Annotated in this window: 31 protein-coding genes; 4 read left to right on the forward strand and 27 right to left on the reverse strand. The window is 40.9% G+C overall.

Annotated features, from left to right (window positions below; translation table 11 throughout):
* Nucleotides 1-32: 32 nt before the first annotated feature.
* Nucleotides 33-1,010, reverse strand: a complete 978-nt coding sequence (gene gpr, locus ABS301_RS10555) for a GPR endopeptidase (RefSeq protein WP_104436705.1) — start codon at nucleotides 1,008-1,010, stop codon at nucleotides 33-35.
* Nucleotides 1,011-1,188: 178 nt separating this feature from the next.
* Between gpr and rpsT the strand changes: the two genes are divergently transcribed.
* Nucleotides 1,189-1,452, forward strand: coding sequence for a 30S ribosomal protein S20 (gene rpsT, locus ABS301_RS10560; protein WP_349672194.1), 264 nt, complete (start codon nucleotides 1,189-1,191; stop codon nucleotides 1,450-1,452).
* A 92-nt stretch (nucleotides 1,453-1,544) separates the two neighbouring features.
* On the opposite strand, the gene ABS301_RS10565 is transcribed toward rpsT, so the two are convergent.
* The 21 genes from ABS301_RS10565 to ABS301_RS10665 form a co-directional block, all read right to left on the reverse strand.
* A complete protein-coding gene (locus tag ABS301_RS10565; protein ID WP_349672195.1) occupies nucleotides 1,545-2,375 on the reverse strand; it encodes a peptidoglycan recognition protein family protein in 831 nt (276 codons plus the stop codon).
* Complete coding sequence (locus tag ABS301_RS10570; protein WP_277408913.1) at nucleotides 2,376-2,531, reverse strand: hypothetical protein; 156 nt, start codon at nucleotides 2,529-2,531, stop codon at nucleotides 2,376-2,378.
* Nucleotides 2,532-2,610: 79 nt separating this feature from the next.
* On the reverse strand, nucleotides 2,611-3,039 hold the full coding sequence (locus ABS301_RS10575) for a phage holin family protein (RefSeq protein ID WP_349672196.1): 429 nt from the start codon (nucleotides 3,037-3,039) through the stop codon (nucleotides 2,611-2,613).
* A gap of 250 nt (nucleotides 3,040-3,289) precedes the next feature.
* Nucleotides 3,290-3,712 (reverse strand): hypothetical protein, encoded by a 423-nt coding sequence (locus ABS301_RS10580; RefSeq protein WP_349672197.1) that lies wholly within the window; start codon nucleotides 3,710-3,712, stop codon nucleotides 3,290-3,292.
* A 17-nt stretch (nucleotides 3,713-3,729) separates the two neighbouring features.
* Nucleotides 3,730-4,389: a hypothetical protein gene (locus tag ABS301_RS10585; protein ID WP_349672198.1), complete on the reverse strand. Its 660-nt coding sequence runs from the start codon at nucleotides 4,387-4,389 to the stop codon at nucleotides 3,730-3,732.
* Complete coding sequence (locus ABS301_RS10590) at nucleotides 4,382-4,816, reverse strand: hypothetical protein (protein WP_349672199.1); 435 nt, start codon at nucleotides 4,814-4,816, stop codon at nucleotides 4,382-4,384. Before ABS301_RS10590 ends, ABS301_RS10585 begins: the two co-directional genes overlap by 8 nt.
* Before the next feature lie 12 nt (nucleotides 4,817-4,828).
* Nucleotides 4,829-5,224, reverse strand: coding sequence for a phage tail-collar fiber domain-containing protein (locus tag ABS301_RS10595; protein WP_349672200.1), 396 nt, complete (start codon nucleotides 5,222-5,224; stop codon nucleotides 4,829-4,831).
* 14 nt (nucleotides 5,225-5,238) lie between these two features.
* Entirely contained in the window at nucleotides 5,239-6,156 is a 918-nt protein-coding gene (locus ABS301_RS10600) for a putative phage tail protein (protein WP_349672201.1), read from the reverse strand.
* A complete protein-coding gene (locus ABS301_RS10605) occupies nucleotides 6,149-7,204 on the reverse strand; it encodes a baseplate J/gp47 family protein (RefSeq protein WP_349672202.1) in 1,056 nt (351 codons plus the stop codon). Before ABS301_RS10605 ends, ABS301_RS10600 begins: the two co-directional genes overlap by 8 nt.
* Nucleotides 7,205-7,606, reverse strand: coding sequence for a DUF2634 domain-containing protein (locus ABS301_RS10610; protein WP_349672203.1), 402 nt, complete (start codon nucleotides 7,604-7,606; stop codon nucleotides 7,205-7,207). It lies immediately after the preceding gene.
* Nucleotides 7,607-7,619: 13 nt separating this feature from the next.
* The gene (locus tag ABS301_RS10615; protein ID WP_349672204.1) at nucleotides 7,620-7,934 is read right to left on the reverse strand and encodes a DUF2577 domain-containing protein; all 315 of its coding nucleotides are present in this window, start codon (nucleotides 7,932-7,934) and stop codon (nucleotides 7,620-7,622) included.
* On the reverse strand, nucleotides 7,927-8,883 hold the full coding sequence (locus ABS301_RS10620) for an XkdQ/YqbQ family protein (RefSeq protein ID WP_349672205.1): 957 nt from the start codon (nucleotides 8,881-8,883) through the stop codon (nucleotides 7,927-7,929). Before ABS301_RS10620 ends, ABS301_RS10615 begins: the two co-directional genes overlap by 8 nt.
* Before the next feature lie 12 nt (nucleotides 8,884-8,895).
* On the reverse strand, nucleotides 8,896-9,564 hold the full coding sequence (locus tag ABS301_RS10625; protein ID WP_349672206.1) for a LysM peptidoglycan-binding domain-containing protein: 669 nt from the start codon (nucleotides 9,562-9,564) through the stop codon (nucleotides 8,896-8,898).
* Nucleotides 9,564-12,026, reverse strand: coding sequence for a phage tail tape measure protein (locus ABS301_RS10630; RefSeq protein ID WP_349672207.1), 2,463 nt, complete (start codon nucleotides 12,024-12,026; stop codon nucleotides 9,564-9,566). Before ABS301_RS10630 ends, ABS301_RS10625 begins: the two co-directional genes overlap by 1 nt.
* A gap of 61 nt (nucleotides 12,027-12,087) precedes the next feature.
* Nucleotides 12,088-12,252, reverse strand: coding sequence for a hypothetical protein (locus ABS301_RS10635; protein ID WP_349672208.1), 165 nt, complete (start codon nucleotides 12,250-12,252; stop codon nucleotides 12,088-12,090).
* Nucleotides 12,253-12,266: 14 nt separating this feature from the next.
* Nucleotides 12,267-12,695 (reverse strand): phage tail assembly chaperone, encoded by a 429-nt coding sequence (locus ABS301_RS10640; RefSeq protein ID WP_349672209.1) that lies wholly within the window; start codon nucleotides 12,693-12,695, stop codon nucleotides 12,267-12,269.
* A gap of 20 nt (nucleotides 12,696-12,715) precedes the next feature.
* Nucleotides 12,716-13,189: a phage tail tube protein gene (locus tag ABS301_RS10645; RefSeq protein WP_277408930.1), complete on the reverse strand. Its 474-nt coding sequence runs from the start codon at nucleotides 13,187-13,189 to the stop codon at nucleotides 12,716-12,718.
* 17 nt (nucleotides 13,190-13,206) lie between these two features.
* Entirely contained in the window at nucleotides 13,207-14,505 is a 1,299-nt protein-coding gene (locus tag ABS301_RS10650; protein WP_349672210.1) for a phage tail sheath family protein, read from the reverse strand.
* Nucleotides 14,499-14,699 carry a hypothetical protein gene (locus tag ABS301_RS10655; RefSeq protein WP_349672211.1) on the reverse strand — a complete coding sequence of 67 codons (201 nt, stop codon included), beginning with the start codon at nucleotides 14,697-14,699 and terminating at the stop codon, nucleotides 14,499-14,501. The genes ABS301_RS10650 and ABS301_RS10655 overlap by 7 nt, the downstream gene beginning before the upstream one ends.
* Before the next feature lie 13 nt (nucleotides 14,700-14,712).
* Entirely contained in the window at nucleotides 14,713-15,126 is a 414-nt protein-coding gene (locus tag ABS301_RS10660; RefSeq protein WP_349672212.1) for a phage tail terminator family protein, read from the reverse strand.
* 40 nt (nucleotides 15,127-15,166) lie between these two features.
* The gene (locus ABS301_RS10665; protein ID WP_349672213.1) at nucleotides 15,167-15,397 is read right to left on the reverse strand and encodes a hypothetical protein; all 231 of its coding nucleotides are present in this window, start codon (nucleotides 15,395-15,397) and stop codon (nucleotides 15,167-15,169) included.
* 135 nt (nucleotides 15,398-15,532) lie between these two features.
* Between ABS301_RS10665 and ABS301_RS10670 the strand changes: the two genes are divergently transcribed.
* Genes ABS301_RS10670 through ABS301_RS10680 form a run of 3 tightly spaced genes read left to right on the forward strand, consistent with a single transcriptional unit; the run spans nucleotide 15,533 to nucleotide 16,784 of the window.
* Nucleotides 15,533-16,015 (forward strand): helix-turn-helix domain-containing protein, encoded by a 483-nt coding sequence (locus ABS301_RS10670; RefSeq protein ID WP_349672214.1) that lies wholly within the window; start codon nucleotides 15,533-15,535, stop codon nucleotides 16,013-16,015.
* Between the two features lie 27 nt (nucleotides 16,016-16,042).
* Nucleotides 16,043-16,498: an ImmA/IrrE family metallo-endopeptidase gene (locus tag ABS301_RS10675; RefSeq protein ID WP_349672215.1), complete on the forward strand. Its 456-nt coding sequence runs from the start codon at nucleotides 16,043-16,045 to the stop codon at nucleotides 16,496-16,498.
* 58 nt (nucleotides 16,499-16,556) lie between these two features.
* On the forward strand, nucleotides 16,557-16,784 hold the full coding sequence (locus ABS301_RS10680) for a DUF6774 domain-containing protein (protein ID WP_349672216.1): 228 nt from the start codon (nucleotides 16,557-16,559) through the stop codon (nucleotides 16,782-16,784).
* 56 nt (nucleotides 16,785-16,840) lie between these two features.
* Here the strand turns inward: ABS301_RS10680 and holA are convergent, their stop codons facing one another.
* The 5 genes from holA to ABS301_RS10705 form a co-directional block, all read right to left on the reverse strand.
* Complete coding sequence (gene holA / locus ABS301_RS10685) at nucleotides 16,841-17,812, reverse strand: DNA polymerase III subunit delta (RefSeq protein WP_349672282.1); 972 nt, start codon at nucleotides 17,810-17,812, stop codon at nucleotides 16,841-16,843.
* A gap of 8 nt (nucleotides 17,813-17,820) precedes the next feature.
* Nucleotides 17,821-20,223, reverse strand: a complete 2,403-nt coding sequence (locus ABS301_RS10690) for a ComEC/Rec2 family competence protein (protein WP_349672217.1) — start codon at nucleotides 20,221-20,223, stop codon at nucleotides 17,821-17,823.
* A gap of 62 nt (nucleotides 20,224-20,285) precedes the next feature.
* Nucleotides 20,286-21,272 (reverse strand): GerMN domain-containing protein, encoded by a 987-nt coding sequence (locus ABS301_RS10695; protein WP_349672218.1) that lies wholly within the window; start codon nucleotides 21,270-21,272, stop codon nucleotides 20,286-20,288.
* A gap of 17 nt (nucleotides 21,273-21,289) precedes the next feature.
* Nucleotides 21,290-22,732 carry a sensor histidine kinase gene (locus ABS301_RS10700; protein WP_349672219.1) on the reverse strand — a complete coding sequence of 481 codons (1,443 nt, stop codon included), beginning with the start codon at nucleotides 22,730-22,732 and terminating at the stop codon, nucleotides 21,290-21,292.
* 27 nt (nucleotides 22,733-22,759) lie between these two features.
* On the reverse strand, nucleotides 22,760-23,626 hold the full coding sequence (locus ABS301_RS10705) for a DegV family protein (RefSeq protein WP_349672220.1): 867 nt from the start codon (nucleotides 23,624-23,626) through the stop codon (nucleotides 22,760-22,762).
* Nucleotides 23,627-23,649 lie beyond the last annotated feature (23 nt).

Below are 23,649 nucleotides of genomic sequence, written 5' to 3' on the forward strand. Positions count from 1 at the left end.
TATAATATACTATGCAGAAAGGTGGCTGTTTACTACGAAACTTCCTGTCCCAAAAAGGTCATGTGGATCCCCTCGGAGATGGTAAAGCTTAATTCTTTCACAGTTTCGTCAATATCTGGAGGGGTTACATAAAGCGGTCCGAATTCTGGCTCTAAAAGTTCCCGTATCAGATCATACTGTTCATCAGAATTAAGATTTTCCATAAAATCTCCCATTCCTTTGGTTTCCATGTTTTCTGACAGTGCCCGGATTAAGGTTGTCACTGTATCATGGACGATTGCGGCCGCCCCTACTACAGTAGGTACGCCAATTGCCATGACCGGTACCCCTAAACTTTCTTTTGTTAAGCTGTTACGGTGATTCCCCACTCCGGAACCTGGATGGATTCCGGTATCTGTAAGCTGTATGGTTGTGCCAAGACGTTTGACGCTTCTTGCAGCCAGAGCATCAATTGCAATAATGAGATCGGGCTTTGTCTCTTTAATAATACCTTTTAAAATCTCGGCTGTCTCCATTCCGGTCTGAGCCATAACGCCTGGTGCAATCCCGCTGATCACAGGCATGGGTTTCCCACGCCAGAAATCGTCTCCATACTGAACCTTTAAATGCCTGGTAACCTGGAGATTATTAAGAACTCTGGGCCCCAGAGAATCGGGAGTTACAGAAGAGTTACCAAGTCCTGCCACCAATACATGAAAATTGGGTTTCGTGAAATCTTTTCCTTCCAGTAGCTTGGAAATCTGTGCTGAGAGTTCCTTAGACACCTCTCTGTGATAATCCTCATCTTTTAAAGACAGCTGGTCTGCCTCCAGGGTAATATAGGTTCCAATGGGTTTTCCCATGGCCTTTGACCCTTTTTCATCAAGGATTTTTACCTCTGTCATTTTAATCCGGCTGTCAGCCCGATGCCATTCCCTTAATGATACTCCTGATATTTCTCCGCCGTCACCAGGAAAACTTTCTTTTTCTTCAACTGCAAGGTCTGTACGTACTTCAAATGTGTTTTCCATTTCTTCCTCCTTTCCAGCATTTCTAAGGTATTTTCTGCAAAAAAGCAGGAATTATGTATTGACATATGTACTGAAATTAGCTAAAATATAAAAGTATGTTTACATTGAACTGTCCGTGTCCAGACTTTGATGCAAAACAAAGAATAAATCATATTACATTTTATTGGAGGTGTACAGATTGGCTAACATTAAATCTGCAAAGAAAAGAATCTTAGTTAACGAAACTAAGGCTGCTAGAAACAAAGCGATAAGATCCAAAGTGAAAACATCCATTAAGAAAGTGGAAGCTGCTATTATTGCCGGTGACAAGGCTGCTGCACAGGTAACATTAGTAAATGCTATTACAGAGATCGACAAAGCTGCTACTAAAGGCGTATATCATAAGAATAACGCTTCCAGAAAAGTATCCAGAATCTCTAAAGCTGTTAACGCTATGGCTTAATTCATAAACGATATTTATCCCGTTCAGACTAACCCCCTGAATGGGATTTTTTGGTTTGGCGGGATCTCATTTCACCGGATCCCGCCAGGTTTTTATTGGATCTGAAGTGCGCCGTTCTGGTCTGACTTTAAGTGAAGCTCACCTTCATACATACTGCCGTCAGCTGTCAGGTGGTAAAGTTCATTTTTCCAGATCACCCACTGGTCTTTTGCCATTTTTCCGGCACTGTCTAAATAATACCACTTTCCGTCACTTCCGGTTTTCCAGGTATCTTTGACCATATATCCAGCTTCATCAAACCAGTACCAGGTATCTCCATCCTGATACCAGTCATTTTTCACATAATCTCCTGTATTCCCTAAATAAAATCTCCATCCGTTCTCCTCTTCCACCCAGCCGGATTTTACTTCTGCTGCGGATAAAAGAGAATCTTTAAAATCTTCCCATGTGTGAATGGTATTATTGTATACATAAGGATTGGGGCAGATTTTACCGGTTACATCGTAGTGTCTGATTACGTGATCTTCTCTGATTCCGTATTGTTCCATCAGATTTTTAGTTAATTTTTTGGCTGAGGCTACGGTTGCATCTTCAAAATACCAGTCTCTGCTTGTGTCGGATTGGCTGCCTTTGTTTCTGACACACAGCTCAATACCAATGCTGTTGCTGTTGCGGCATTCGGGATGGATATAGGTTTTGGCTCCGCAGTGCCATGCGACGTTTTTGTCTTCAACAGATTGCCAGATTTCCCCGGAAAAGCCTACAAAGTAGTGGGCGCTGGCGCCTACGTACTGGGAAGCATAGTATTTACAGTTTGCTTCCGCGCCTCCCAGCGCTCCTACATAATGAATGACGATATATTTAATACGGCTTAGCTCGCCGTTACTGTAGTTATATGGGGTTAGAAGTTTATTTATTTCCACTTAAATCCCCTCCCTTCTTCCCGAGAATCCCATGTCATCTGCATCAAAGGATTCCCGGAAACGTTCGATTTCTGTATAATCGGAGTCTTTTAAATTTTCCTGTATTCCAAGTAGCTCGATGTTGCTCATGTCTTTGGTTGATTCGCTTTTTACCATAGATATCACCTTGTCCCTTTCTATTTATCATATGAAGAAAGGTGGAGAAATGTCACGGGGCGGTGTACTTGGTAAGATTTTAGGTGCGGTCAGGAAGCTCGTCGGTGTACTGTGACAGGAACTTCTTTATGGCTTCCCATATGTGTTTTACGGGTAGTCCGCATAGTGTCATGTTTTTTAAAATACTGACCAGTTCGTATGCTATGTATAGAAGGCCGAAAAACTCGGCCACACCTATGGAATTAACTGGCAGATAAGATCGGATTGCTTCCGGAATAAAACCAATTAAGTTTAGATGTACAATTTGGTCAAGTACAAGGAGGAACGCGAGTGAGGCTACCATGGAGATTTTACGGATAGCTCCGTCTATTCCAAAACAGCTGTTAAATTTATGCTCCTTTATTGCTCTGATGCAACCGAAGCATGTGTCCATTACTACTGCTAAAATAACTAATTTAATAATTGGACTTCCCCAAGCTAGGGCAAGCAGTTCTAAAATTTTATCCATACACATTTTCCTAACACTTTCTTAATTTTCCCAATAGTTTCTTTTCCCTAAATGCTCTCTTTAGGGGTGATTGTCACAACTTATGGATTTTCTGTATTTGATAAGTCCACAACACTAATAATTTGTGAGTTGTCCATAATTTCTATTTTTATAAATTGAAATCATTTAGGAATTTATAATTGTTCATCATATTCAGTGTCATATATTCTACCATTCTTATCAAAGAAGATTACAGCTTCATCTATTACATTTAATTTAAAAATTCGATTTTTGTAATATTAACTCCACCATATATAGCCTTACTAGCACTCCAAAACTTAAGTTCGAAAAAAGCCTGCTCATTTATGCCACTAATATCTATCTCCGTTGTTGTGTAAGTTTGATATCCAGCATAAAAAACGTTATAAAGAGTCTTAATATATTTCTTTTTTGTCGAATAAAACAATATATTACCTACGCAAGCCAAACCATTTGGATCATATGCAAAAGTTGATGTGTAGGTAAATCTAATCCTGGAAAATGGGGAGTAATTAGCACTTACTTTACTTCCTATATAGGTATAGAGTTTCATATCATCATCGCTGCCACTATCCATTCCTTCTAAATAAATTCCACCAGTGCTTATACTATAGCGATAACCCCCATAGTAAGGTCGCACGCCATCAGCAAGCACACCTGAAAACGCGCCATTTAAAAAACCACCCGACCAGTTGCTAAATAAGAATAATCTGGTAATGTACCAACAAGTCCTCCAATATTGACACCTTGTTTAATATTGCCCGCATTAAAATTAGGGATACTCCCTTGAATCCAGTTAACTCCATTTAGATAATGTGCATTCCTAACCCCTAAACATACAGTACCTTCCCAACATGAATTATTTGTAGCATATGCACGGTCAGTACCTGAAACATCAACATTTTGCCATGGAATACTACCATTGACTTTAACACCATTTACCCAACCGCTTCGACCACTTAGAATAGAATTTGTATCTGCATTTCCTTGAGTTTGACTTGCTAAATTGTTGGCCGTGATCTTTCCGGAGCCATTATGATATCCGGCTGGGACTGCATAACTCCCACCAGCATTAAGTGAAGCTGAAACAGCCCCAATGTTTTGCATCGTACCAGTACGCTTTGTTTTTGCATCTTTATTATAATAGGTCTTTTTGTCAAGTACCTGACTATCCGATGCGTCTCCCGTCAACTCTAGAGTTCCATCGACCACTTCATCATCTGAATCAATTGTAATAGCTGCATAACCCTTTAACAATTCTGCCCTTGTTGCTGTACAATCATCAGATCCAACTCCATTACCTCCGGTTCCTGAAATACTCACTTTACCCATTCACACTCACTCCTCTCATATATACACTAAAATCTTCTGTTGGCTTCTTTTCCCCGCAATACAACGTCATATACCCATCTTCTGTCTCCCCGTAAGTTACCATTCCTGTCATTTTTCTTTGAAGCTTTACAGCTGCAGCATCCAGATTTTTAGGCGTACAAGGACTTAGTACCGGATTATCAGTTGCTTTCAAACCTGCCACCGCAACTCTTTGGCTGTAAGGTGCCGTATTGCTCCAGCCAGAAGCAGGAATACTTACCTCTATTAACTGTTCATGCTGCTCCTGAACCATCTTATTATAAAAAGTATTATTAAAAAGCTGTTCAATCTCAACCGCCAACTCCTGGCCATCTGCCAGTGTATCCCTGTCCCATTTACGAATTTCTGCCGTATATTCCGGCGGATTCTTTACATCACAAAATGCCATAGTAAAACCTCCTTAAAATATTTCATCCATATCATAGATTTGAGGAATATCTGCATCTTTCCCTTTTCGCATAAAGGTTCGGTATGCAATTAAATCTCCTTCTGCATCAAATAATCCCATTTCGGATATTTCACTTCCAGTTAATTCTCCTTTTTCCAATGTAGCCGTATAACGGCAGGCAGTCTCCTCATTGTTTACGTAGGTGTGAGCCTCCACTTTCTTTTTTAAAAGTTCATGATAAAGAGCGACCTCACCTCCGGAAGCTGCCTTTGGCTTCCCCTCATCATTTACGCCCCCGTCTCCCCACGCCATATGAGTGATAATGGGAAGAACCATATCTCCTGCATGAGCTTTGCAAAATTTCTTTCTCCCTGTTACTGTAATAACTCCATTTGTAATGTCTGCCATATATTTTCCCTTTCCTATAAAATAGTTAAACCGCCATTTAAGTTACGATTACCGTCCATTGCCCATTCATTTTCCAATACATTCCTGTTCGTAATACAAACAGGACCGACCGCCATATATTCCATCGCACTAAAACTAAAACTCATCACTTCTTTTATTTTAGAATCATTTTTTGATTCTGCTTGTACTACAATCATTTCATTATCTAAAAATAACTGCCTTGGTATGCCAACTGATATATGTAACTGCTCTTCCCCTTTATGGGCATGCTGTATTTCTGCGCGAACCCTGGTTCCCACAGGATAAAAGTCAATGGGACTTTCATCATTGTACCCATTTAATTTATTGTCCCCGTTCAAGATCCAATTACGATCCAGATTCAAATGCGCCAGATTATATCGAGGAAAAAAAACAGTGCGAAAAGTTACGGTGTTAAAAAAAGATATGTTTGCGTTATAATTCCCCTGGTATTTACTGCAAAATTCTGCTTCCAGATTTGCTGGTATTATTCTTCCTACCATGTCCCGAATGCTTTCCACAATGACCAGAGAACACTCTTTTACTACGATTTTTAAATTGCTCTTAAGGATATCCACGTAGATTTCATAACTGTCACCAAGAAGTGATGTTAACTGCTCCAGTAACTTTCTTTGGGTATAGGGGAGCTGATAATTCCAGTTTGCTAATACAATATTTCTTCTTTCCTCAAGAGAAAGTGACGCGTCCCCTTTAATTCCTAACAATGACTCCCATCTCTTTATCCCCTGATAATCCGAGGATACTATAAAACTGTTATCCCACAGAATTCCAATGTTTGAATACAGCTGCCTCAATTCTTTTTCTTCAGCTCCGCCTATTTCATTAAACTCTCGGATTCCTCTTAAATAATCTGGAAAATATGATATTAAATCAATTTCTCTTTGATTAGGCATCCACATCACCTCGTAATGCTATCTTCTCAGAGGAAATTACATAATTACCATTAACTCCATTGATCCTTGTATCCATGACATCAAGAACCCCTTCCACATCCAGCAATCTGCTTTCAATTCTGGAAATCCTGACAATAATGTTATTTAACTCTTGCCACGAATGATTCAGTTCTTCAAAATATTCATCCATAGTTTTTTCAATAAAATCTTTACATTTACTGGAGTCATACCCTGTCTGATATGTGATTTTTGCAGTAATTGATACTACCTCTGCCTGGGCGCCTACAACAGAAACTTTATGACCAATAGGCGCAATCCCATAGCCTTTCCCCTGATCTGTAATTGGATCAATCTGTTCCTGCACATGTTCAATTAATTCCAGGCTGGGAGAATGAAAAGAAGAATCAACAATGACCAGTTTCACCGTTCCGCCTCCATTCCAGGCAGGAAACACCTTTACTCCACCTACTCCAGTAATCGCCGAAACTTTCTCTTTATAATCTGCAATATTTCCACCGTACGCCTGAGATTTTAAACTGTCAAAATATCGTTTACGAAACCGTTCTGTTTCCTCTTCCTCTTCTCCTGGTACTAAAAGTTCTGTAAGTTCAGCAAATGTTAACCCTTTCATATATTCAATGGGAATCAATCTGCCTAAATTTGCATTTCCGGAAGTACCAATCGTTTCACACCGCATCCGGTATTCAAAGTTACCTAATTTTTCTATAGCCTTGTAATTCATTAAGTTTTGAGAGAAACGACTTCCTATTGGAATTTCCATATTAAATCGTGCCTTTAGCTCTGCATAAGAAGCTGCCTTGGGAATAATTCCGCGCTCAGCTGCTCTACGTATTAAAAATTCTCTGTCTGCTGTATCCGCAAAAATCTCTTTTAAAACCTGGTCAATCTCTATGTACATAATAGCAAGCTCTGCAGCAGCTGGAGCCAGCGCAGTATAGATTACAGAACCTTCCCTTTTATCTAAGTCAGATGATACTTTATCTAACATACGCTTTAATATGTTCTCATACGAAACACTTTCATACACTTAAAAATTCACCTCCTTTTCAGCATTAATTTCTCCTACCGGAGTATGGACAGTAAATGTTACAAATAGTGATGTACCATTCTCTTTGAAAGAGAAATTATCTACCTCATTGATTCGGTCATCTTGCTTTAGGGCTTCCTTGATTCTCTTTTTCACTTTAGCTTTAACCAGCCCTAACGGTTTTCCAAAAAGCCTGTTTAATTCCACTCCATAATTCCAGCTATAAATTAGCCAGTCAAAACGCTCCGTATTCAGAATGCAGTAAACAGACTGTCGAATTGCCTCTAAACCATCTGTCATCCCCATAATACGACCGCTGTTCATAACAAGACGGAAGGTTTTAGATGGCTGCTCAATTACTTTAAAGTCCTGCTCCAAAATATCACCTGTTACTGGAAGCATAGTATCCCCTCCTTTACCATCTGCCCGCGACTACGTATTGTTGTCCTCCCCGTTTTTGAATGAGAAGAATCTTGTCTCCATTTTTCAGCCCCGCCTTTACAGTCACTGTCATCTCTCCCAAGCCTGGTATTTCCATTACACTTAAATGGTCTGTAAACTGTTCTGGTAATATTATCTGGGACTTTGATAAAATAGTTTTCTGATCTATTCGGATTTCTAAGGGATCCGTGTTAAGCACAGAAGCGGTTATAACATCACAAGGATCTCCAGCCTCTACAGCCTGCATCACAATTCTTTTAATGTTCTCTATCCATTCAACGTCAGCCAACTATTTTTGCTCCTCTCAATGTTAAATCCATCGTATGAATTCCTTCATCAATTTTGTGAGTGACTGATTCAATAACCAGATAATTTTTACAACTTGTGTCTAATGTATCCAGAAAAACCGGGATAAGACAACCAGCTCTGGCACGAATATCACCAAATGCATCTTTTATTGTCAGGGAACGGGAAGGGCGATTGTACAATGTTAAATAGGTTTCTGCTATTTTTTGCCCATCCACTCCCTTTTCAATGGATTCATCTTTTTTAAGGACTCCCCATTTATTTATGTTCTCTGTACTTTTCGTAATGTAACACTCTCTTTGTTTGGTATCACTATTGTCGTAATACAGTTTGATGAGATTAAAGGTATTGCTGTCAATACTGACTTTATAGTCATAGTCCTGTGCTGTTGTTTCATCAATCATGATATCCAGCTTCATGTTTTCCATAGATTTAAGTGTTAATTTTCCTACATCATCATAGAAAGTATATAATTTCCCTGAATGTATCATTGCAAGATCCATATTGTTTAAAATAATATCAAACAACGTCTTGTCTTTTTCTTTTCTGGAAAATCTCTGACCAGTATCCTCAAGCTCTCCTGTCTTTAGATGAAAATCATCCGCAATCATCTGTATTATTTCAGCGGCAGTTAAATCCGTATAATTATAAGTTTCTTTATTTTTAAGATACCGAAGCTGATCGTATGCTGTAACCTTTACCTGACCATCACTGTTCCAGTTACGTTCGAAAATAAACCCAAAGAAAACAGGGATTCCAGTTACGTCCAACCGGACAGCATTGCCCTCTTCAATTTGAAGCATTTTGTCCGGGAGAAGCGTAAATGTGCACTTTCCTGGCTGTCCTCGTCGCTGGGTTTGCCATGAAATATTTCCGCATACGACTGGTTCATAAACGGTTCGATTGTTTTGGATATATAAATGTGCTTTCATTTTTCTCCTTTCCTAAGGCATCATTAATACCTGATTTGGATAAATCAAATTAGGATTGGAAATTTTATCGCGATTTAACTGGTAGATTTCTTTCCACCGGCTTCCATCTCCAAGGTTTCTTTTAGCAATGGACCAAAGGCAATCTCCTTTTACAACCGTATATTCTTTTTCTATAGGCGGCTCTCCCTGACGTTCTTCTTCCAAGCTGGTCACTTCATTTTGCGATTCATCCTCTTCGATTTTAAAATTCATGATTTTTGTTCCATAACTTTTATATTCTTTCATGTTAAGAGACACTACCAGGTCAAACCCCTCACTGACATCATCTGTGACTTTATAGTCCTCCAAAGTCACATCAAGAGTTGTGTCAAATAAACTGTTTCCCATTAGTCCTTCTCGAATTGCAGTAAATTCAAAAAAATTTCCATTATCCTTAAGTTTTTTTATTTTAGTTAAGAAATCTTCTGCACTCCCTATACTTCCATCCCAAGTGGCACATGGATATTCCATTTGAGGAATAATTACATCCAGGCTTATTTCAGCAAGACCAGTTGGCTTAACTAAATTTATCTCTTCTCCATTAATGAGATTTACAGTTTTATTCTGTCCATTGTACTTTAATGGTATTTTTTCTGGTGGAAGAGGAAGAAGCATTTCATCAATATAGATTTGATAAGCCACTAATATTCCATCCCTTCTGCGGAAGAAACCAGCATTTCTGTAGTAACATCGCTAAGCATTCGAGCTACGTTATCAATGTCCGTAACAGTCTTTATGGTGTTATTGTTATTAACATCCACCTTCAATTCCGCCAGTGTAAACCGGTTAATAATTTCCTGCTCAGCTGCATCCCGCATGTACTTTAATTCCTCATCTACGATATCCATCGAATCTGCCATAGCTGCTGTACTCGCCGCCGTATTACCTGTGTTTTTTATAATATCTTCATTGGGTACCTGTGTATTTTCCACAGGATCATGCTGCTTAACATTTGTTTTTAATTCCTCATATTTATTTTTAACTCCATTTTCTATACCCGTCCCCCAATTATTACCATTCTTATAAGCATCACCATAATTAAAACGATCATGTTCTAATCCCGCTTCAGACATCATCTTATCTAAATCCAATGGTTTAAACTTTTCTTCGTAAGTCCCATTTCCATGTTTCTTAGCAAATCTATCATAAAAACCATAAATGTCTTCTCTCCAAACTGATACTGTTGCTTCAAAATGAGAACCAGTAACCAGATCCAGAGCTTTTGCCACCTTCTGAATCAGGCCCAAAATTTGATCTCCGAAATCAGCAAATAGATACACTGCCGAAGCAAGAGGATCGCGGAACATATTTGCTATAAAATTAGCCAAGAAAATAAAAGGATTCAGCATAAATTCAACTACTCCAATAACCATTTCTCCCATAGCCATCAGGATATTACCGATTAAAGCTAATGCCGCTGAGAATACCCCGCAAATTATTCCTGTAGCACTATAGGATGTTCCAGCAAAATGATTAATAGCCGCTACTCCTGCATAAAAAAGAGCAATAATCGCAATAAGCAGAATCAGGAACCAAGTCAGAGGGGAAGCTCCCAGTGCTGCATTTAGACCTTCGACTGCAATCTTTTGTGCTGTTGTAGCTACAACATTGGCCCAACCGCAAACCGTACTCAAGGCTGTTTGAGCCGCATTAGCAGCCATTACCAGCCAACCAGCTCCCAAAACTGCATTATAAACAATTAAGGCAGCAACAATACCCAGGATAACAGGTTGGAGAACCGACCATGACTCAGCAATAAAACTACCAATAGTTCCCGCTACCAGTCCAATTACACCAAAGATCCCACTGATATTTTCAACATCTCCCTGCAATCCTGATGTAAAATCTTGAATACTTTTTGTAACAAAGTCCACTATCCCACCAATTGGTCCTGCTAATCCAACATTAATTGTCTTCGCTAGTGTACTGAGAGCACTTGCTGCATCGTTATACTTTATATTGTCTAGTTCCTCCAGATGATCTTTTGTCAATTCAACAGATCCACTTAGGTCAGCCAGTGCCATTACACCGTCACTTCCAATATTTCCCCAGGCATCACCAAACAGTTTAACTCCTGCCAGATTCCTGCTTACCGGGTCTTCCATATTGTTTAAGGCATCCAATGTCTGCATAAAAGCTTGCTTTGCGGTCTCTCCTCCACCTTTAAATGCTTCCGTCATTTTATTTGCATCAAGTCCCAAAGCAGCGAATCCCTGGCTGGAATCTTTTCCCCCGCTGACTGCCCGCTTTGAGAATTCGCTAACTGCAGCACCAAGAGAAGCAATTGAAACTCCTCCATTTTCAGCACCGTTGATTAGTGCCTGGAACATTTCGTCACCGCCAAGGCCCAGGCTTTTAAATCTGGATGAATACTGATTAATTGTCGCCAGTAAATCGCCATTCTTATTAAGACCAGCCTGTGTTCCCTGAATAATTAAATCAAACGCTTCTGCACCAGATATACCAAACTGCTGTTCCAACATGCCTGCAGACTTTATACTATCTGTCAGTCCATACCCAAAAGTATCTTGCATCAGCAGGCCTGCACGGGTTATCTGCTCTAATCCGCTTCCCGTTTGTCCAGTAAGCTGATTCACTGCAGAAAGGCTTTGTGCTGCCGAACTAAGACTGGGACTTAAATTATCAATATAAAGATTGGAGGCACTTTTTTGTGCTGCACTAAGATCCGGTCCTTGCATACCGGTTCTTGTCTGTATGACATTACCTGCGGATTTCATATCGTTTGCCTGATTGAAAATATCCATGGCACTTGTCTTAATACCCATTTTCTTTGTAACAGAAACAACTTTTTCCCAGGCTTTCTTTAGCTTTTCGACTTCTTTCTCATTCTCTCTTGTGTTCTCAGTTAACTCATCCTGCTGGTCTTGCACTTGATATACCGTTTCTTCTATTCTGTCATACTGGAGGCGAATTCCAGCCAGTGAAGATTCCCACATTTGCATACCAGGTAGCGCCAACGCATTTGATGATGCCATTTGTAAGCTACGCATAAGACCGGCAGTCATATTAATGGAAGTACTGACTCTTTTTAGTACAGGTGTTGCACCGTCAACAAGCTGTATTGAGTTTTCTAATGTCGCCACACTTCTACCTCCTTTCCATTTATTATTTGGGAAACGTCTGTTAAGGCGCTTCCCTCATTTACTACCTGTGCCTGGCCTTTGCTTTTTGAGCCTGCTTCTTATCATTTTCCAGTTTCAGATTCACTGCTGCAATAATAAATGCTTTCTCATAACGGTCAAGGCTTAAAAATTCATGTGGCCATTTGTGAAGCTTGTGGAGGCAATAGTAAGCAATGTTGGCTTCCATATCGCCTCCATCTATTAGTTTTTTGCCTCTTCCACCTGCTCTTCCAGTGTTGTATCAAATCCATTCACCTGCTGGATCCGCTCTAAATATCCGGCATATTCCCCGGCAGTCAGCATTGCTTTTAACAGAGCGTCTGCCCCCATTACCTGGTAGGAATCCTGTAGACCTTTATCATTTAAATTGGGATACACAGTACATTCTGCCGCCAGCTTTCCAAGATAAAGATTATAATCAGTCTCCTGTGTATACTGCCCCTTTTTGCCAGTGACCTGTACCCGCTTTGTGCACTCTTTCCTCAGCGCTTCATCTTCTTTTGAAGTAATCGCTTTAATCTCCCACTCCACCGGTTTATTTTTCTGACCAATAAAACGTTTTGAAGCTACAAATTTCTCATTCTCCGCTTTAACAGCATTCTGACTTAAAAAACAACTTAAATCTCCCATTTTCATATCCCTCCTTGTATTTACTGCATCCCTGCAATTGTTCCGAAACGTTCTGGCATTTCCCAGCTCTCAAATGTAAATTCAAATTCATCCTCTAAATATTCTCCTGAGGCATCAAACTTGGTAATGATTCCACCGTTTAAGTTACAGTTCTTTAAAATGACAGTTTGTCTTCCTACACTGGAAGCAGGGTCTTCATTTGTAACCTGGATATCAAAGTAGATATCCTTGCCAGTCTGCTGGTATCGATATAAAATATCACGGAAAATGCTTGTGTTATAGTGAAATGTTGCAGAACCGGTCCCCTTCATTCCAACCGTCTTGTTACCTTTCATAGCTCGTCCGAGAATAGGAATTTCAGACTTCACTTTTTCAATCTTTGCTTCCAGATTTAAAGCCTGCATGAAATTAAAACGCTCATTTTCAATTGTAATAAAGCACTCTGCTTTTGCTGCGCTGACTGCGTCCCACGCATTCATTGTTATATTACTCATTATTCATTACCCCTTTCTTATGAAACGACGACTGTCATGTACAAAATACTCATACAATTAATAGGCTGAACCGGGAAATTCACTAAAACAGACCGTTTCCCCTCCCCCTTATCCACTGTGACCGCTTTTGCATCAAAGTCTTCAATTGCTCTTAAAACTGCCAGCTGTTTTCCGTAAGTTACAATATCATTCCACAGGCTGATTCGCCCTGCATTATCATTGGGCATCTTTCCCAGATACCGGGAATGAAAAAGTTCAGCAATATCATTACCAATCTGGTCCAGTACGCGAATGGTCTGGTTATTGGAGAAATCTTCACCTTTTTCATCTGTATAGGTTACCAGTGTATTAATATCTGTAAGAACCCGGATCTCACTTCCAACTTTATGTAAAAGGAACTTGCCGGCCTTCATTGCATCTGCAAGCTGCAGCTGGGTATAAGGAACTTTTACAGTGTATTCTCCGTCATACTTCCTGTTTTCCACTGTTTTGTTAATATCGCAAGCTGCTTCAGCACCTGTTACCCAATAAACCAGGCCTGCAGTATGCTCTTTGGCCTCATTTTCCACTGATATAATTCCTTCATGATCTGCTTTTGAATATTGATGTAAAACTGTCTGGAATTTTACTCCGACATCATCTCTCATTCTCCTGGTAAAGGCCGCAAATAGTGCTTTTACATTATCATCCTGTGAGGGGCAGCAAAGTATCTGGTAAGAGCTGCTTTCTATTGCATGTAAAAATTCAGAATAATCTTCGCCGGTTATTTCGTTTCCATCGGTACCACCAGCAAATGGAAGTCCTGCAGTTTCTGCCAGTGTTGCATCCTTTTTAAAAACTACGTAATTGTTATCCTTAAGTTCAGCTGATTTTGAAACAGTCTGAACATCTATTTCTTTTCCATCAAACAAAATGCTTACATTAAATTTTGAATTGTCATCCACATTTTTTGAGATGACTGCCATCAAATTGTTTCCCCGGATTCCGGAATATTTTGCTGTTCCATAGTCACAGAATGCATGGTTACCGGTATTTAACCGATAGAAGATTCCCTTTTTCATATTTTGGAATAATTCTCTTACAGGCAGCATTGCTGCATCCTCAACCGAATAACCAAAAATTTCTTTACTGTTATATTGGAGTTCCTCAGAGGTGACTTCAAAAATCTCCTTTTCCGGTCCCCAGCTTAAAATCATTGGAATTGCGGCCACACCTCTGTCACCAAAGGATACCCCAGATGTAGCACGATTAATAAAATTTATATACGCACCGGGAAATACCTTATTTTGTGTTTTAAAATTTCCTCCACCTAACATACGTTTACCTTACCTTTCTTAAATCGATTCATTATCTCATCTGCTTCTGCCAGTGAATAAGTTTTTCCGTTATCTAACAATGCACATAGCAAGTCACTCTGGCTGCAATACTTCTCTGAACAGATTAACTGTTTTTTTGTATAACGTACTGCCTCAGATTTTTCCGCAGCCTTTCTTCTACTGTTTCCAGTCATTAATTTACCTCTTTCATTTTAAGTTAATGTCCTCCATAGACACTTCCTCCTCCTGATTTTTCAGAAAGAATATTTGATATTCCGTTTGAAATTTCAGATTACCGTTTTCTACTAATCCAGATCTGTCTTTGCTTCCTATAACTGCCCCATTTTCCAGAGAAATCGATTCCAAATGTTTCATTAACAACTCCAATACATGGTACCGGTTCTCATATTGCTCATCTGCTTCCTTGGGATAATAATTAATAAATATTTTTATAATACAGCAGTATCGCTTCCCGTTTATACAATTTTCCGACACCTGTGAAATTCCGGCTACGAAGAAGGATTCTTTCTCCTCTTCTTCAATAGATCCTAAACAAATCTTTGTTTCAGGAAAGATAAACCTCAACTTCTTAATTATTGATTCCATTAGTTTGTTATACATTCTTTGCCTCCATCCCTCTCACCTACCTTCTACCAGAATTTTATGTAGTCTTTTTGTCTACACTGTCATTAAAAAAAATATCACTAATCTCTTCCAACGATGCAATCCCAAGCAACTCACACAGCACTTTAATCTCACCCGCCTTAAACTGACTCTTATTCCACAGTTTTCTTCGAAACCCATAACTGGACAAGTGAAGTCTGTCCGCAATCCACCCCTTTTTCAGCCCGGATTTTTTGATTAACTCATTTAACCGAACCGTATTGGTCATTCCCTCCTCCTTTCTTGTAGTCTTTTTGTCTACACCATCATCATACTCCGTCGTTTCCTTTTTGTCAACACGTTTCTCAATTTTTGTTGAAAGTAATTCTACTCCGTGTTATAATGCTGTCATGGAGGTGGTCCTATGGATATCGGTCAGATTATAAAACAAAGACGTGAGGAACTGGGAATGTCTCAGGAAGAGCTTGCGAATAAGGCGGGTTACAAATCCCGTTCTTCCATCAATAAGATAGAGGTAGACGGCAGAGGCCTTCCCCAGTCTAAAATTACTGCAATCGCAAAAGCACTGAGAACAACTCCGGCTTCCCTCATGGGCTGGGAGGAAACAGATATTTTTGCGCTGGATCATGAAAACAGCTGTTTTGGAGAGTCTGCCAGAGAAATGCTCAGTAATTTTCAAAAGCTCAATGAAAGCGGACAAAAAGAGGCGCTAAAACGGGTCAGTGAGATGGTTCACATCCCTCAATATACAAAAGCAGACCCGGTTGTCCGTCCTTTGCATCCGGATTCCCGATCTTATTTACAGCCGGTAGCGGCTCATGAGCGGACGGATATAGAAGTGACTGAGGAAATGAGACAGCATGATGATGCCTTTTTCGATGAATAAGGGATAAAATTCGTTGAGGTGATTTATTTGAATTATGATATATTATTAAAGGAAGCAGACTCTGACGGAATCATGATTAAAGAAAAACCATTAATTGGTAATGACGGACGGATTAGGGGCGATCAGATCCTGATCCGGCAGAACATGTCCGGCTATCAGAAAGCCTGCGTACTGGCTGAAGAACTTGGACATTACTACACCACTGCTGGAGATATACTGGATCAGTCTGATGTTTCAAACAGAAAACAGGAACGCACGGCACGTTTATGGGCTTATAACAAAATGATCACGTTGGAGAAGCTGGTTGCCGCGAAAGAGGCCGGCTGCAGAAACAGCTTTGAGATCGCAGAGCATTTAGAGGTTACAGAAGAATTTCTTTTGGAAGCACTGGAATGCTATCGGTCAAAATATGAGAAGGGGCTGCAAAAGGACAATTATTTAATTCTTTTTGAACCGTTTAATATTTATAAAATGGCAGAATAATTTTTTTCTTATCTTAATGTCACCTGATGCATCATATATTATCCAGAGGTGATGAACTATGCAGTCCTGCGAACTGGTAACACTTGTGTCATCCATTGCCTGCTGTCTTGCAAAAGACCGGACAGCTGACGAAATTGCACTCCTCAGCTGTATTTTCAGTCAGCTGGGCGATACCCTGGAGACGATTGCAGCCCACCAGGCTCTCTGTTGCGGCAATGATAAAAATGACAATATTAATGATGATATATTTTTTGGCTTTCAAGGCGAAAGAAGACGGGAGCGATAAGGAACTACTCACCAGTTCCTTATCCTCCCGTTTTCTGATACAGACAACCTGTTGGTTTAATATTTTGCAGTCAGCAAAAGCTCCACTGCCATACGATCCGAAAGTCTTCCCGTTTTAACCGCTTCTTCCGCCTCAACGCAGGAATTCACATAAGAAAGAATCTGTTCCTTGGAAAAAGTTCTTGCCTGAGGCATCAGCTTACCGGCAGCAAAAGGCGGAATTTTAAGCTTTGCAGCGATTCCCCCTTTATCCATTCCCTTGCCCATCAGTTCTTTTACCTGCAACAGCTGATTAAACTGTCTTGCAATGAGAAACATGATTCTCATGGGAGGTTCCTTTAATGTAAGCAAGTCCTCATAAAGTTCAAGGGCCCTTTTTGTCTGGCGGTTAACGATGGAAGTCACCATATCAAATATTTTATTGGTCGTCCGCTCTGTACAGATCGCCATCACATCTTCATCTGTTATGACATCTCTTCCTAACGTAAAGCTAATCAGCTTTTCCAGCTCCATGCGGATATTTTCCATATCATCACCGGTCATGTTTAAAAAAAGCTCCATGGTCTGTCCAGTCACCTTCTTTCCTTCTCTGGAAAGTAATGTTCCTGCCCACCTGGCCAGCTGATTCATATCCTGACGCTCCATCTCGGCGGCATAACCAAGTTCCTTTATCTTTTTAAACATTTTGCTTCTCTTGTCCACTTCTGATTCCACAAACATCATACAGGTTGTATCCGGCATCTGGGGCAGATAGTTAACCAGTTCTTCTGCAGCCGCCTTAAAAAATCCACTGTCTTCTACAAGGATCAATCGTTTCTCCGAAAAAAAAGGCATCGTATCAGCAAGACTTATGAGCTCCTTTACATCAATGGATTTTCCGCCAAACTGATTGAAGTTCATGGTATCTCCCTGAGTTATGGCCGATTTCATCTGATTCTTGTAGCTGTTTTTTAGAAATGCCTCTTCTCCATATAAGAGATAAACCGGCTTAAAACTGTTATTTTTTATATCCTGATTCAGGGTCTGCATCGCATGTTTCACTCCTTTTCCTTCTTAACATTATACCCATGGTTCCTGTTTCCGTCAACGAAAGTTGAAAAACGGATCCTGGTTCCATCCGTTTCCAGCCTGACTGCTCCATACATTCCAGTTCCAAACACTGTAACATTCCGCTCATTAAAACGTTCTAACACTTCTTTGTGAGGATGTCCGTAAGAATTCCCCTGGCCATAAGAAATCACAGCCCAGACAGGTGAAACTGCATCAAGAAATGATTCGCTGGATGAATATTTTGAGCCGTGGTGAGCCGTTTTTAAAACGTTTACTTCACATAATGACAGATCTTTCTTTTTTTCAAGAAGAAGTTGTTCCTCCCGCTCCCCCATATCACCGGTAAACAGCATATGGCAATCACCATAGTCCATTTTAAGCACCTGGGATTCGCCGTTAACATCTGTTGGTACGTCATCTTTTCCAGGATAAAGACAGGTAATCGATAGCTTTCCTATCTTCATTACATCGCCCCCTGTCAGATACCGCACACAAGCTCCCCTGTTTTTTCCCAGTGCTGCCAGAGATTGTATCATCTCCTCATCCCGTCCATGATAAGGAAGATATAAATTCTTAATCTGTATATCCTCACAGCTTTCCAGCAAATATTTTACTCCGCTTAAATGATCCAGGTCTCCGTGACTGACGAATGCATAATCAATTACTGAAACACCAAGAGACTTCAGACATGGGGACAGTGTATACTCTCCCAAAGATTTTTTAGAGGAACTTCCACCATCAATCAGCACGCACGCCCCTTCTGTCCTGAGCAAAATCCCATCTCCCTGCCCTACATCAAGAAACCAAGCCTCCAGTCCCTTTACCGGCTCTGGTAATATAAGAAATATGGATAATATATAAAATCCTGTCAGGAAAAGAAGTTTTCCTACATACGGAATTTTTCCTTTTTCCGGGATACGTTCATTTCCTCCCACGGTATCAATGCTATTTTTCTCTGCTTCCTTTTCAACCCTGCTAAATAATTTCATTATAAAAATGCAGCCAGTAAGAAGACCCCCATAAGTCACCAGCGTTCTGATACCAGGCCTGCCTAAAATAATATTGCTCCCCGGCATTTCCTTCGCAATGTTTAAAAGAATCTCATACAGAGACAGTATATAATGCCCGGTTCCCGCTGCCGCGGTTCCAAAAACAGGACTTAAAGAGCCAAATGCAATCACTCCCAGACCGGAACAGAGAACTCCGCCCATCAGTGGAATGACCAACAGATTCAAAACCAGACCATAAGGCGGAATCTGGTAGAAATGAAAGGCTGTCACAGGCAGCGTGATCATCTGCACCGCAAAGCATGCAGAAATACTTCCGGAAAAAAGGCTATCCTTTCCCAGCCAGCCGTGTATAAGCGGAGCGATCGCTCCTATTGCCAATACGGCACCGAACGAAAGCTGAACACCTCCCTGCATCAGGAGTGACGGAGACTGAAAACCCAGAAAAAATAATGACAGCGAAGCTGCAGACAATAAATCATAGGTTCTTCCAAGACAGGCAGCATAAAACCCCAGACACATCATCACCCCGGCCCGTACCACAGAAGGGCTTGCACCCGTTAATATGCCATATAAAATCAGAAGCACCATACTAACAAGACCTGCACCCCAAAAGCCTGCACCAGACCTTTTTATCAGCTTGTAAAAAGACAGTCCGATAAATGACATATGGAGACCGCTGATGGCAAGGAGGTGGGCAATTCCATTTTTCTGGTATAAATCCTTAAGATCCCTGGAGATACCCATTTTATCGCCCAGCACTGCAGCCGTAAAGATTCCTGCATCTGTTTCTATTGCGTCCCGGTAAAGAAGAGTTTTACTATAGACTTTAAATTTTCTTAAAAACTCCAAAAGCGGAGACTTCCCCACTTCTACTATATCAATCCTCTCTGCAAAAAGGGTAAAATCCACCCCCAGAGACTGATAGTAGCTCTTAAAATCAAACTCTCCCGGATTTCTTGCCTGTGAAAAGGGCTGTACCTCGCCCCGCACAGCAACAATCTGTCCGATTCCCAGAGATTTTAAAGAAGCACCTTCACACTCCTTTAAAGAAACTATGATTCCGGGGGGATCATAAAAAACCTCTTCCCACTTCCCTTTCATCATTTTTCTGATCCGGTTATTCTTCAGAGTCAGACTGACAACTCCCTTCTCATCTGCAATAGATGAGATACTACCCCGTACCTCTGTGTAATAACCTGTAATTTCTAAAAGCCCGCTATCCCGTTCTCTTAATTGATCCATCTCAAGATCTGCACGAGCCGAGCCCAGATAGAAAAAAACAAGAGGCAAAAAGACCCAAAGCGGGTTTCTGCCTCTCCTGCAACCACAAAAAATCATCCCGGCAGCAATCAGCGCCGGAATAAAAAGCCAAGATGTCAAAGCCAGCAGTACGGCAGTCTCTCCAAGTACAAATCCCCCTGCAATCAGACATAATGGGCGTTTTATTGTTGTGTTCCTCCTGTTTCTTCTGTTGATTCCTCATTTTCCTTATTGTAATCCAGATTTCGCTCAAACTGCTGGTTCAAAGAAATGGAGTCCCGAAACATCACATCCTGAGAACCATTGACTGTGATCTGAACCTTGTTAATGGATGAAACCGCAGCCAGAGAGTTGACGATGGAATAGATGGGGATATATTCCTTTACCTCCAGAGTATTATTGAGAAATGAGGAGTCAAAATTGATGTAGCACACATTTTCATTGACCGACACATTGATCAGTTTGGTCTCCTTCGGCAGCGTAGGGTTCAATCCCGGTCTGCCAGGACCTGCAATCAGCTGTTCAATTACCAGCTTTTCCAGAGAAGTATTAATATTATGAACTACTTCTCTTGACTCCTTTACCAGCTTTTCTCCGCTTTCATCGGCAAAATACAAGGACAGTTCTGTCTTTTCAAATGAGTTGACATTGCTGATATTATCAATAAAATCCGTACTCTGCATTGGTCCCACCGGATTTCCGGTGCTGTCCATAAGCGGCTGTTCCGCTGTGTAGATTGCTACGTATGCGATTCCCTTGATCTGAGTCAGGGTTCTGACAAGAGCCGCCCTGCAAAGAATCTCTCTGGTGCTGTTCATCATCGCATAATTATTATCAAAATACAGATACAACACTGTATCCTCCAGCTTATACCGCTCAAATCCCACCTTGTCCGGGACGGCTGCCTGCCGGTCTAAATCCTTGGGAACGTTACGCAGCTGTTCCATCAGATTTTTAATTTTCCAGTCTGTTTCCTCTTCTGATTCATCCACAGGCTTTTCAGGCATGGTATATGGCTGAGGCTCCATTTTGGTCATGGCCGAATTCAAATAGTAGATCTGATAAAGTTCCCCGCTATCCGTGCTTTTTTTTTGTGCTCTTCCTGAGCAGCCGGATAAAAAGCATACCACAGACAGCAGAAATATCAACATACCCATTCGTGGCTTCATCCCTATCCCTCCTGTTCCTAAGAAATGTATGTAAGAGGAATACGTACAGTAAATGTAGTACCCTCTCCCTCTTTGCTCTGAAGCTTGATCGCTCCCTGATGCATCAGAACAATCTTTTTAGTTATGGATAAACCAAGTCCGGTTCCTCCAGTCTCCCGGGATCTCGCCTTATCCACCCGGTAAAAGCGGTCAAATACCCGTTCCTGGAACTCTTCTGAAATCCCAATCCCTGAATCTGCAACTTTTACATAAAAGAACTTGTGGTCTGCATCAAGGGTAACCCGCACCCAGCCGCCTTCTATATTGTATTTAATGGCATTTTCAACAAGATTGCTCAGTGCCAGAGACAGCTTCATCTCATCCACATCTGCCGTAACTTCCCGCATGCTTTCAAAGGTCAGTTCAATATTGCGCTTCCCGGCAATGGGACGAAGACGTTTTAAAATCAGCTCCAGCAGGCCGTTAATTTTAACCTGGGCTACATTTAAGTTAGCCCCTGCTGTCTTATCCATTCGAACAAGAGCAAGGAGATCATCGATAATTTTATTCTCTCGTTCAATCTCTTCCGATATATCGCTTAAGAACTCCCGGTACAGTTCCACCGGAGCATCCTCCATCCCAATGAGAGAATCTGCAAGTACACGAATAGACGTAATGGGGGTTTTCAGCTCATGTGATACATTGGAAACAAACTCTTCCCTGGACTTGTCTACCGCTTTCAGTTTCTTTAACGTAGTATTAATGGAATCTGAAATCTGCCTGGTCTCCTTGTAAACACGGGAGATAATATCTTCATCTATGTTTCCTTCTGCCGCACGGTTTAACATCCTCTGCAATTCCCGAAACGGCTTCATTAAAAGTTTTACCAGAAGAACTACCACAATTGCCAGAATTGAAATAATTAAAAGCTGCAAAAATGATCCTTTATCCGATACTGTGACAATGCGGTTTAAAAGATCTTCAGAAGATGCTGTGATGATCATAACACCATCAATCTCTTTTTCCTGACTATTGGAATAGATTGGAATTGTGAGAGAAAAATACTTTTTTTCCTGATTGTATTTGCTGCTGTTTTCACCGTTAAAGCAACGGATCACTTCCTCCGACACATTGGTCTTACCTGCAGAGAGCGAAAAGGTATCGCTGATAATACGAAAGCTCTTATTGATAATTACAATTCTTCCGTTAAACATATCCGCTTTCACAGCCATCTCATTATCCAAAAGGGGATCCTTAGGATCCATCGTTAAATATCCAATTCTGGTCATCTTATTGCTTAATATCCAGCACTGGTTTTGGATCTCCTGCATTCGTGAATCGATCAGGTTTTGCCGGAATGCTCCCAACAGAACAGAACTCCCGACAAAAACCGGAATACTTCCTATAAACAAAAAGACGAGGATCAGAGTGACCTGCAGGCTGATAACGGGCTTTCGGCTGAATAGTTTATCCTGAAACATGGTCTCACCTCTCCAATCTCTGACTTATCATAAATTTATTTTTTTGGTACATGTAACTGCCAGTGCACCCGGACCGATATGACAGGAAACGCTGAGGGAAAGATGATCCACATGGATCTCCCCTGTTTCCGGAAATAGCTCCTGAAGCTCCCGCTTAAATTCCTGAGCTGCTTCCAGACTGTCTGAGTGTACAACTGCTATATGAGTCACCGCACCGTTTGGATCATTAAAACGTTCATCCATGTCCTTTTTTATGGCTGCAATCATCATGGCTTTCGCCTGCTTCATGGTTCTTGCCTTGGCAAATGCATCAAGCTTTTCTCCCTGAATGGTGAGAACCGGTTTAATCCGCAGAAAACTGCCAAGCAGTGCAGCCGCAGGAGTGATTCTCCCCCCTTTTTTCAAATATTCCAGAGTATCCAGGGTAATGTAAATGGTGGAGTCCATCTTAGTCTCCTCCAGTTTTTCCTTGATTGCCTGAGGACTTATCCCCTGATCTGCCATCTCCTTTGCATCAAGAACAGACTGCCTCTGGGTCACAGAGATTCTCTGATTGTTAACAACAAACACTTTCCCTTCATAATCATCCGCCAGCATAATGGCTGTCTGACAGGAACTGCTTAAACCACTGGACATGGGTATGTGCACAATGGCATCGTATTCTTTTAACAGTTCATTCCATAAATCCATTAAATCACCGGGTGACGGCTGTGAGGTAGAAATATCAGCGCCGCTTTCCAGCTTTTCATAAAACTCCTGCTGGCTTAAGCTGATATCCTCATAATACATCTCTCCATCCATCATAAATGGCATGGGAACGACATAAATTCCAGCTTCCTTTCCCTGCTTCTGGGTAATTCCGCTGTTGCTGTCTGTAACGATCGCTACTTTCATTCCGGCTCTCCTTTATTTCTCAC

Origin of the sequence: Lacrimispora sp. (assembly GCF_031982545.1) — a bacterium.
Lineage (GTDB): Bacteria > Bacillota > Clostridia > Lachnospirales > Lachnospiraceae > Lacrimispora.

Bases quoted from the DNA above. Each gene is read 5' to 3' on its own strand.
- gpr (WP_104436705.1), bottom strand. From the start codon at position 1,010: ATGGAAAACACATTTGAAGTACGTACAGACCTTGCAGTTGAAGAAAAA.
- ABS301_RS10570 (WP_277408913.1), bottom strand. From the start codon at position 2,531: ATGGTAAAAAGCGAATCAACCAAAGACATGAGCAACATCGAGCTACTT.
- ABS301_RS10575 (WP_349672196.1), bottom strand. From the start codon at position 3,039: ATGGATAAAATTTTAGAACTGCTTGCCCTAGCTTGGGGAAGTCCAATT.
- ABS301_RS10585 (WP_349672198.1), bottom strand. From the start codon at position 4,389: ATGGGTAAAGTGAGTATTTCAGGAACCGGAGGTAATGGAGTTGGATCT.
- ABS301_RS10590 (WP_349672199.1), bottom strand. From the start codon at position 4,816: ATGGCATTTTGTGATGTAAAGAATCCGCCGGAATATACGGCAGAAATT.
- ABS301_RS10595 (WP_349672200.1), bottom strand. From the start codon at position 5,224: ATGGCAGACATTACAAATGGAGTTATTACAGTAACAGGGAGAAAGAAA.
- ABS301_RS10600 (WP_349672201.1), bottom strand. From the start codon at position 6,156: ATGCCTAATCAAAGAGAAATTGATTTAATATCATATTTTCCAGATTAT.
- ABS301_RS10610 (WP_349672203.1), bottom strand. From the start codon at position 7,606: ATGCTTCCAGTAACAGGTGATATTTTGGAGCAGGACTTTAAAGTAATT.
- ABS301_RS10620 (WP_349672205.1), bottom strand. From the start codon at position 8,883: ATGAAAGCACATTTATATATCCAAAACAATCGAACCGTTTATGAACCA.
- ABS301_RS10635 (WP_349672208.1), bottom strand. From the start codon at position 12,252: ATGGAAGCCAACATTGCTTACTATTGCCTCCACAAGCTTCACAAATGG.
- ABS301_RS10640 (WP_349672209.1), bottom strand. From the start codon at position 12,695: ATGGGAGATTTAAGTTGTTTTTTAAGTCAGAATGCTGTTAAAGCGGAG.
- ABS301_RS10645 (WP_277408930.1), bottom strand. From the start codon at position 13,189: ATGAGTAATATAACAATGAATGCGTGGGACGCAGTCAGCGCAGCAAAA.
- ABS301_RS10650 (WP_349672210.1), bottom strand. From the start codon at position 14,505: ATGTTAGGTGGAGGAAATTTTAAAACACAAAATAAGGTATTTCCCGGT.
- ABS301_RS10655 (WP_349672211.1), bottom strand. From the start codon at position 14,699: ATGACTGGAAACAGTAGAAGAAAGGCTGCGGAAAAATCTGAGGCAGTA.
- ABS301_RS10660 (WP_349672212.1), bottom strand. From the start codon at position 15,126: ATGTATAACAAACTAATGGAATCAATAATTAAGAAGTTGAGGTTTATC.
- ABS301_RS10665 (WP_349672213.1), bottom strand. From the start codon at position 15,397: ATGACCAATACGGTTCGGTTAAATGAGTTAATCAAAAAATCCGGGCTG.
- ABS301_RS10670 (WP_349672214.1), top strand. From the start codon at position 15,533: ATGGATATCGGTCAGATTATAAAACAAAGACGTGAGGAACTGGGAATG.
- ABS301_RS10680 (WP_349672216.1), top strand. From the start codon at position 16,557: ATGCAGTCCTGCGAACTGGTAACACTTGTGTCATCCATTGCCTGCTGT.
- holA (WP_349672282.1), bottom strand. From the start codon at position 17,812: ATGCAGACCCTGAATCAGGATATAAAAAATAACAGTTTTAAGCCGGTT.
- ABS301_RS10695 (WP_349672218.1), bottom strand. From the start codon at position 21,272: ATGAAGCCACGAATGGGTATGTTGATATTTCTGCTGTCTGTGGTATGC.
- ABS301_RS10700 (WP_349672219.1), bottom strand. From the start codon at position 22,732: ATGTTTCAGGATAAACTATTCAGCCGAAAGCCCGTTATCAGCCTGCAG.
- ABS301_RS10705 (WP_349672220.1), bottom strand. From the start codon at position 23,626: ATGAAAGTAGCGATCGTTACAGACAGCAACAGCGGAATTACCCAGAAG.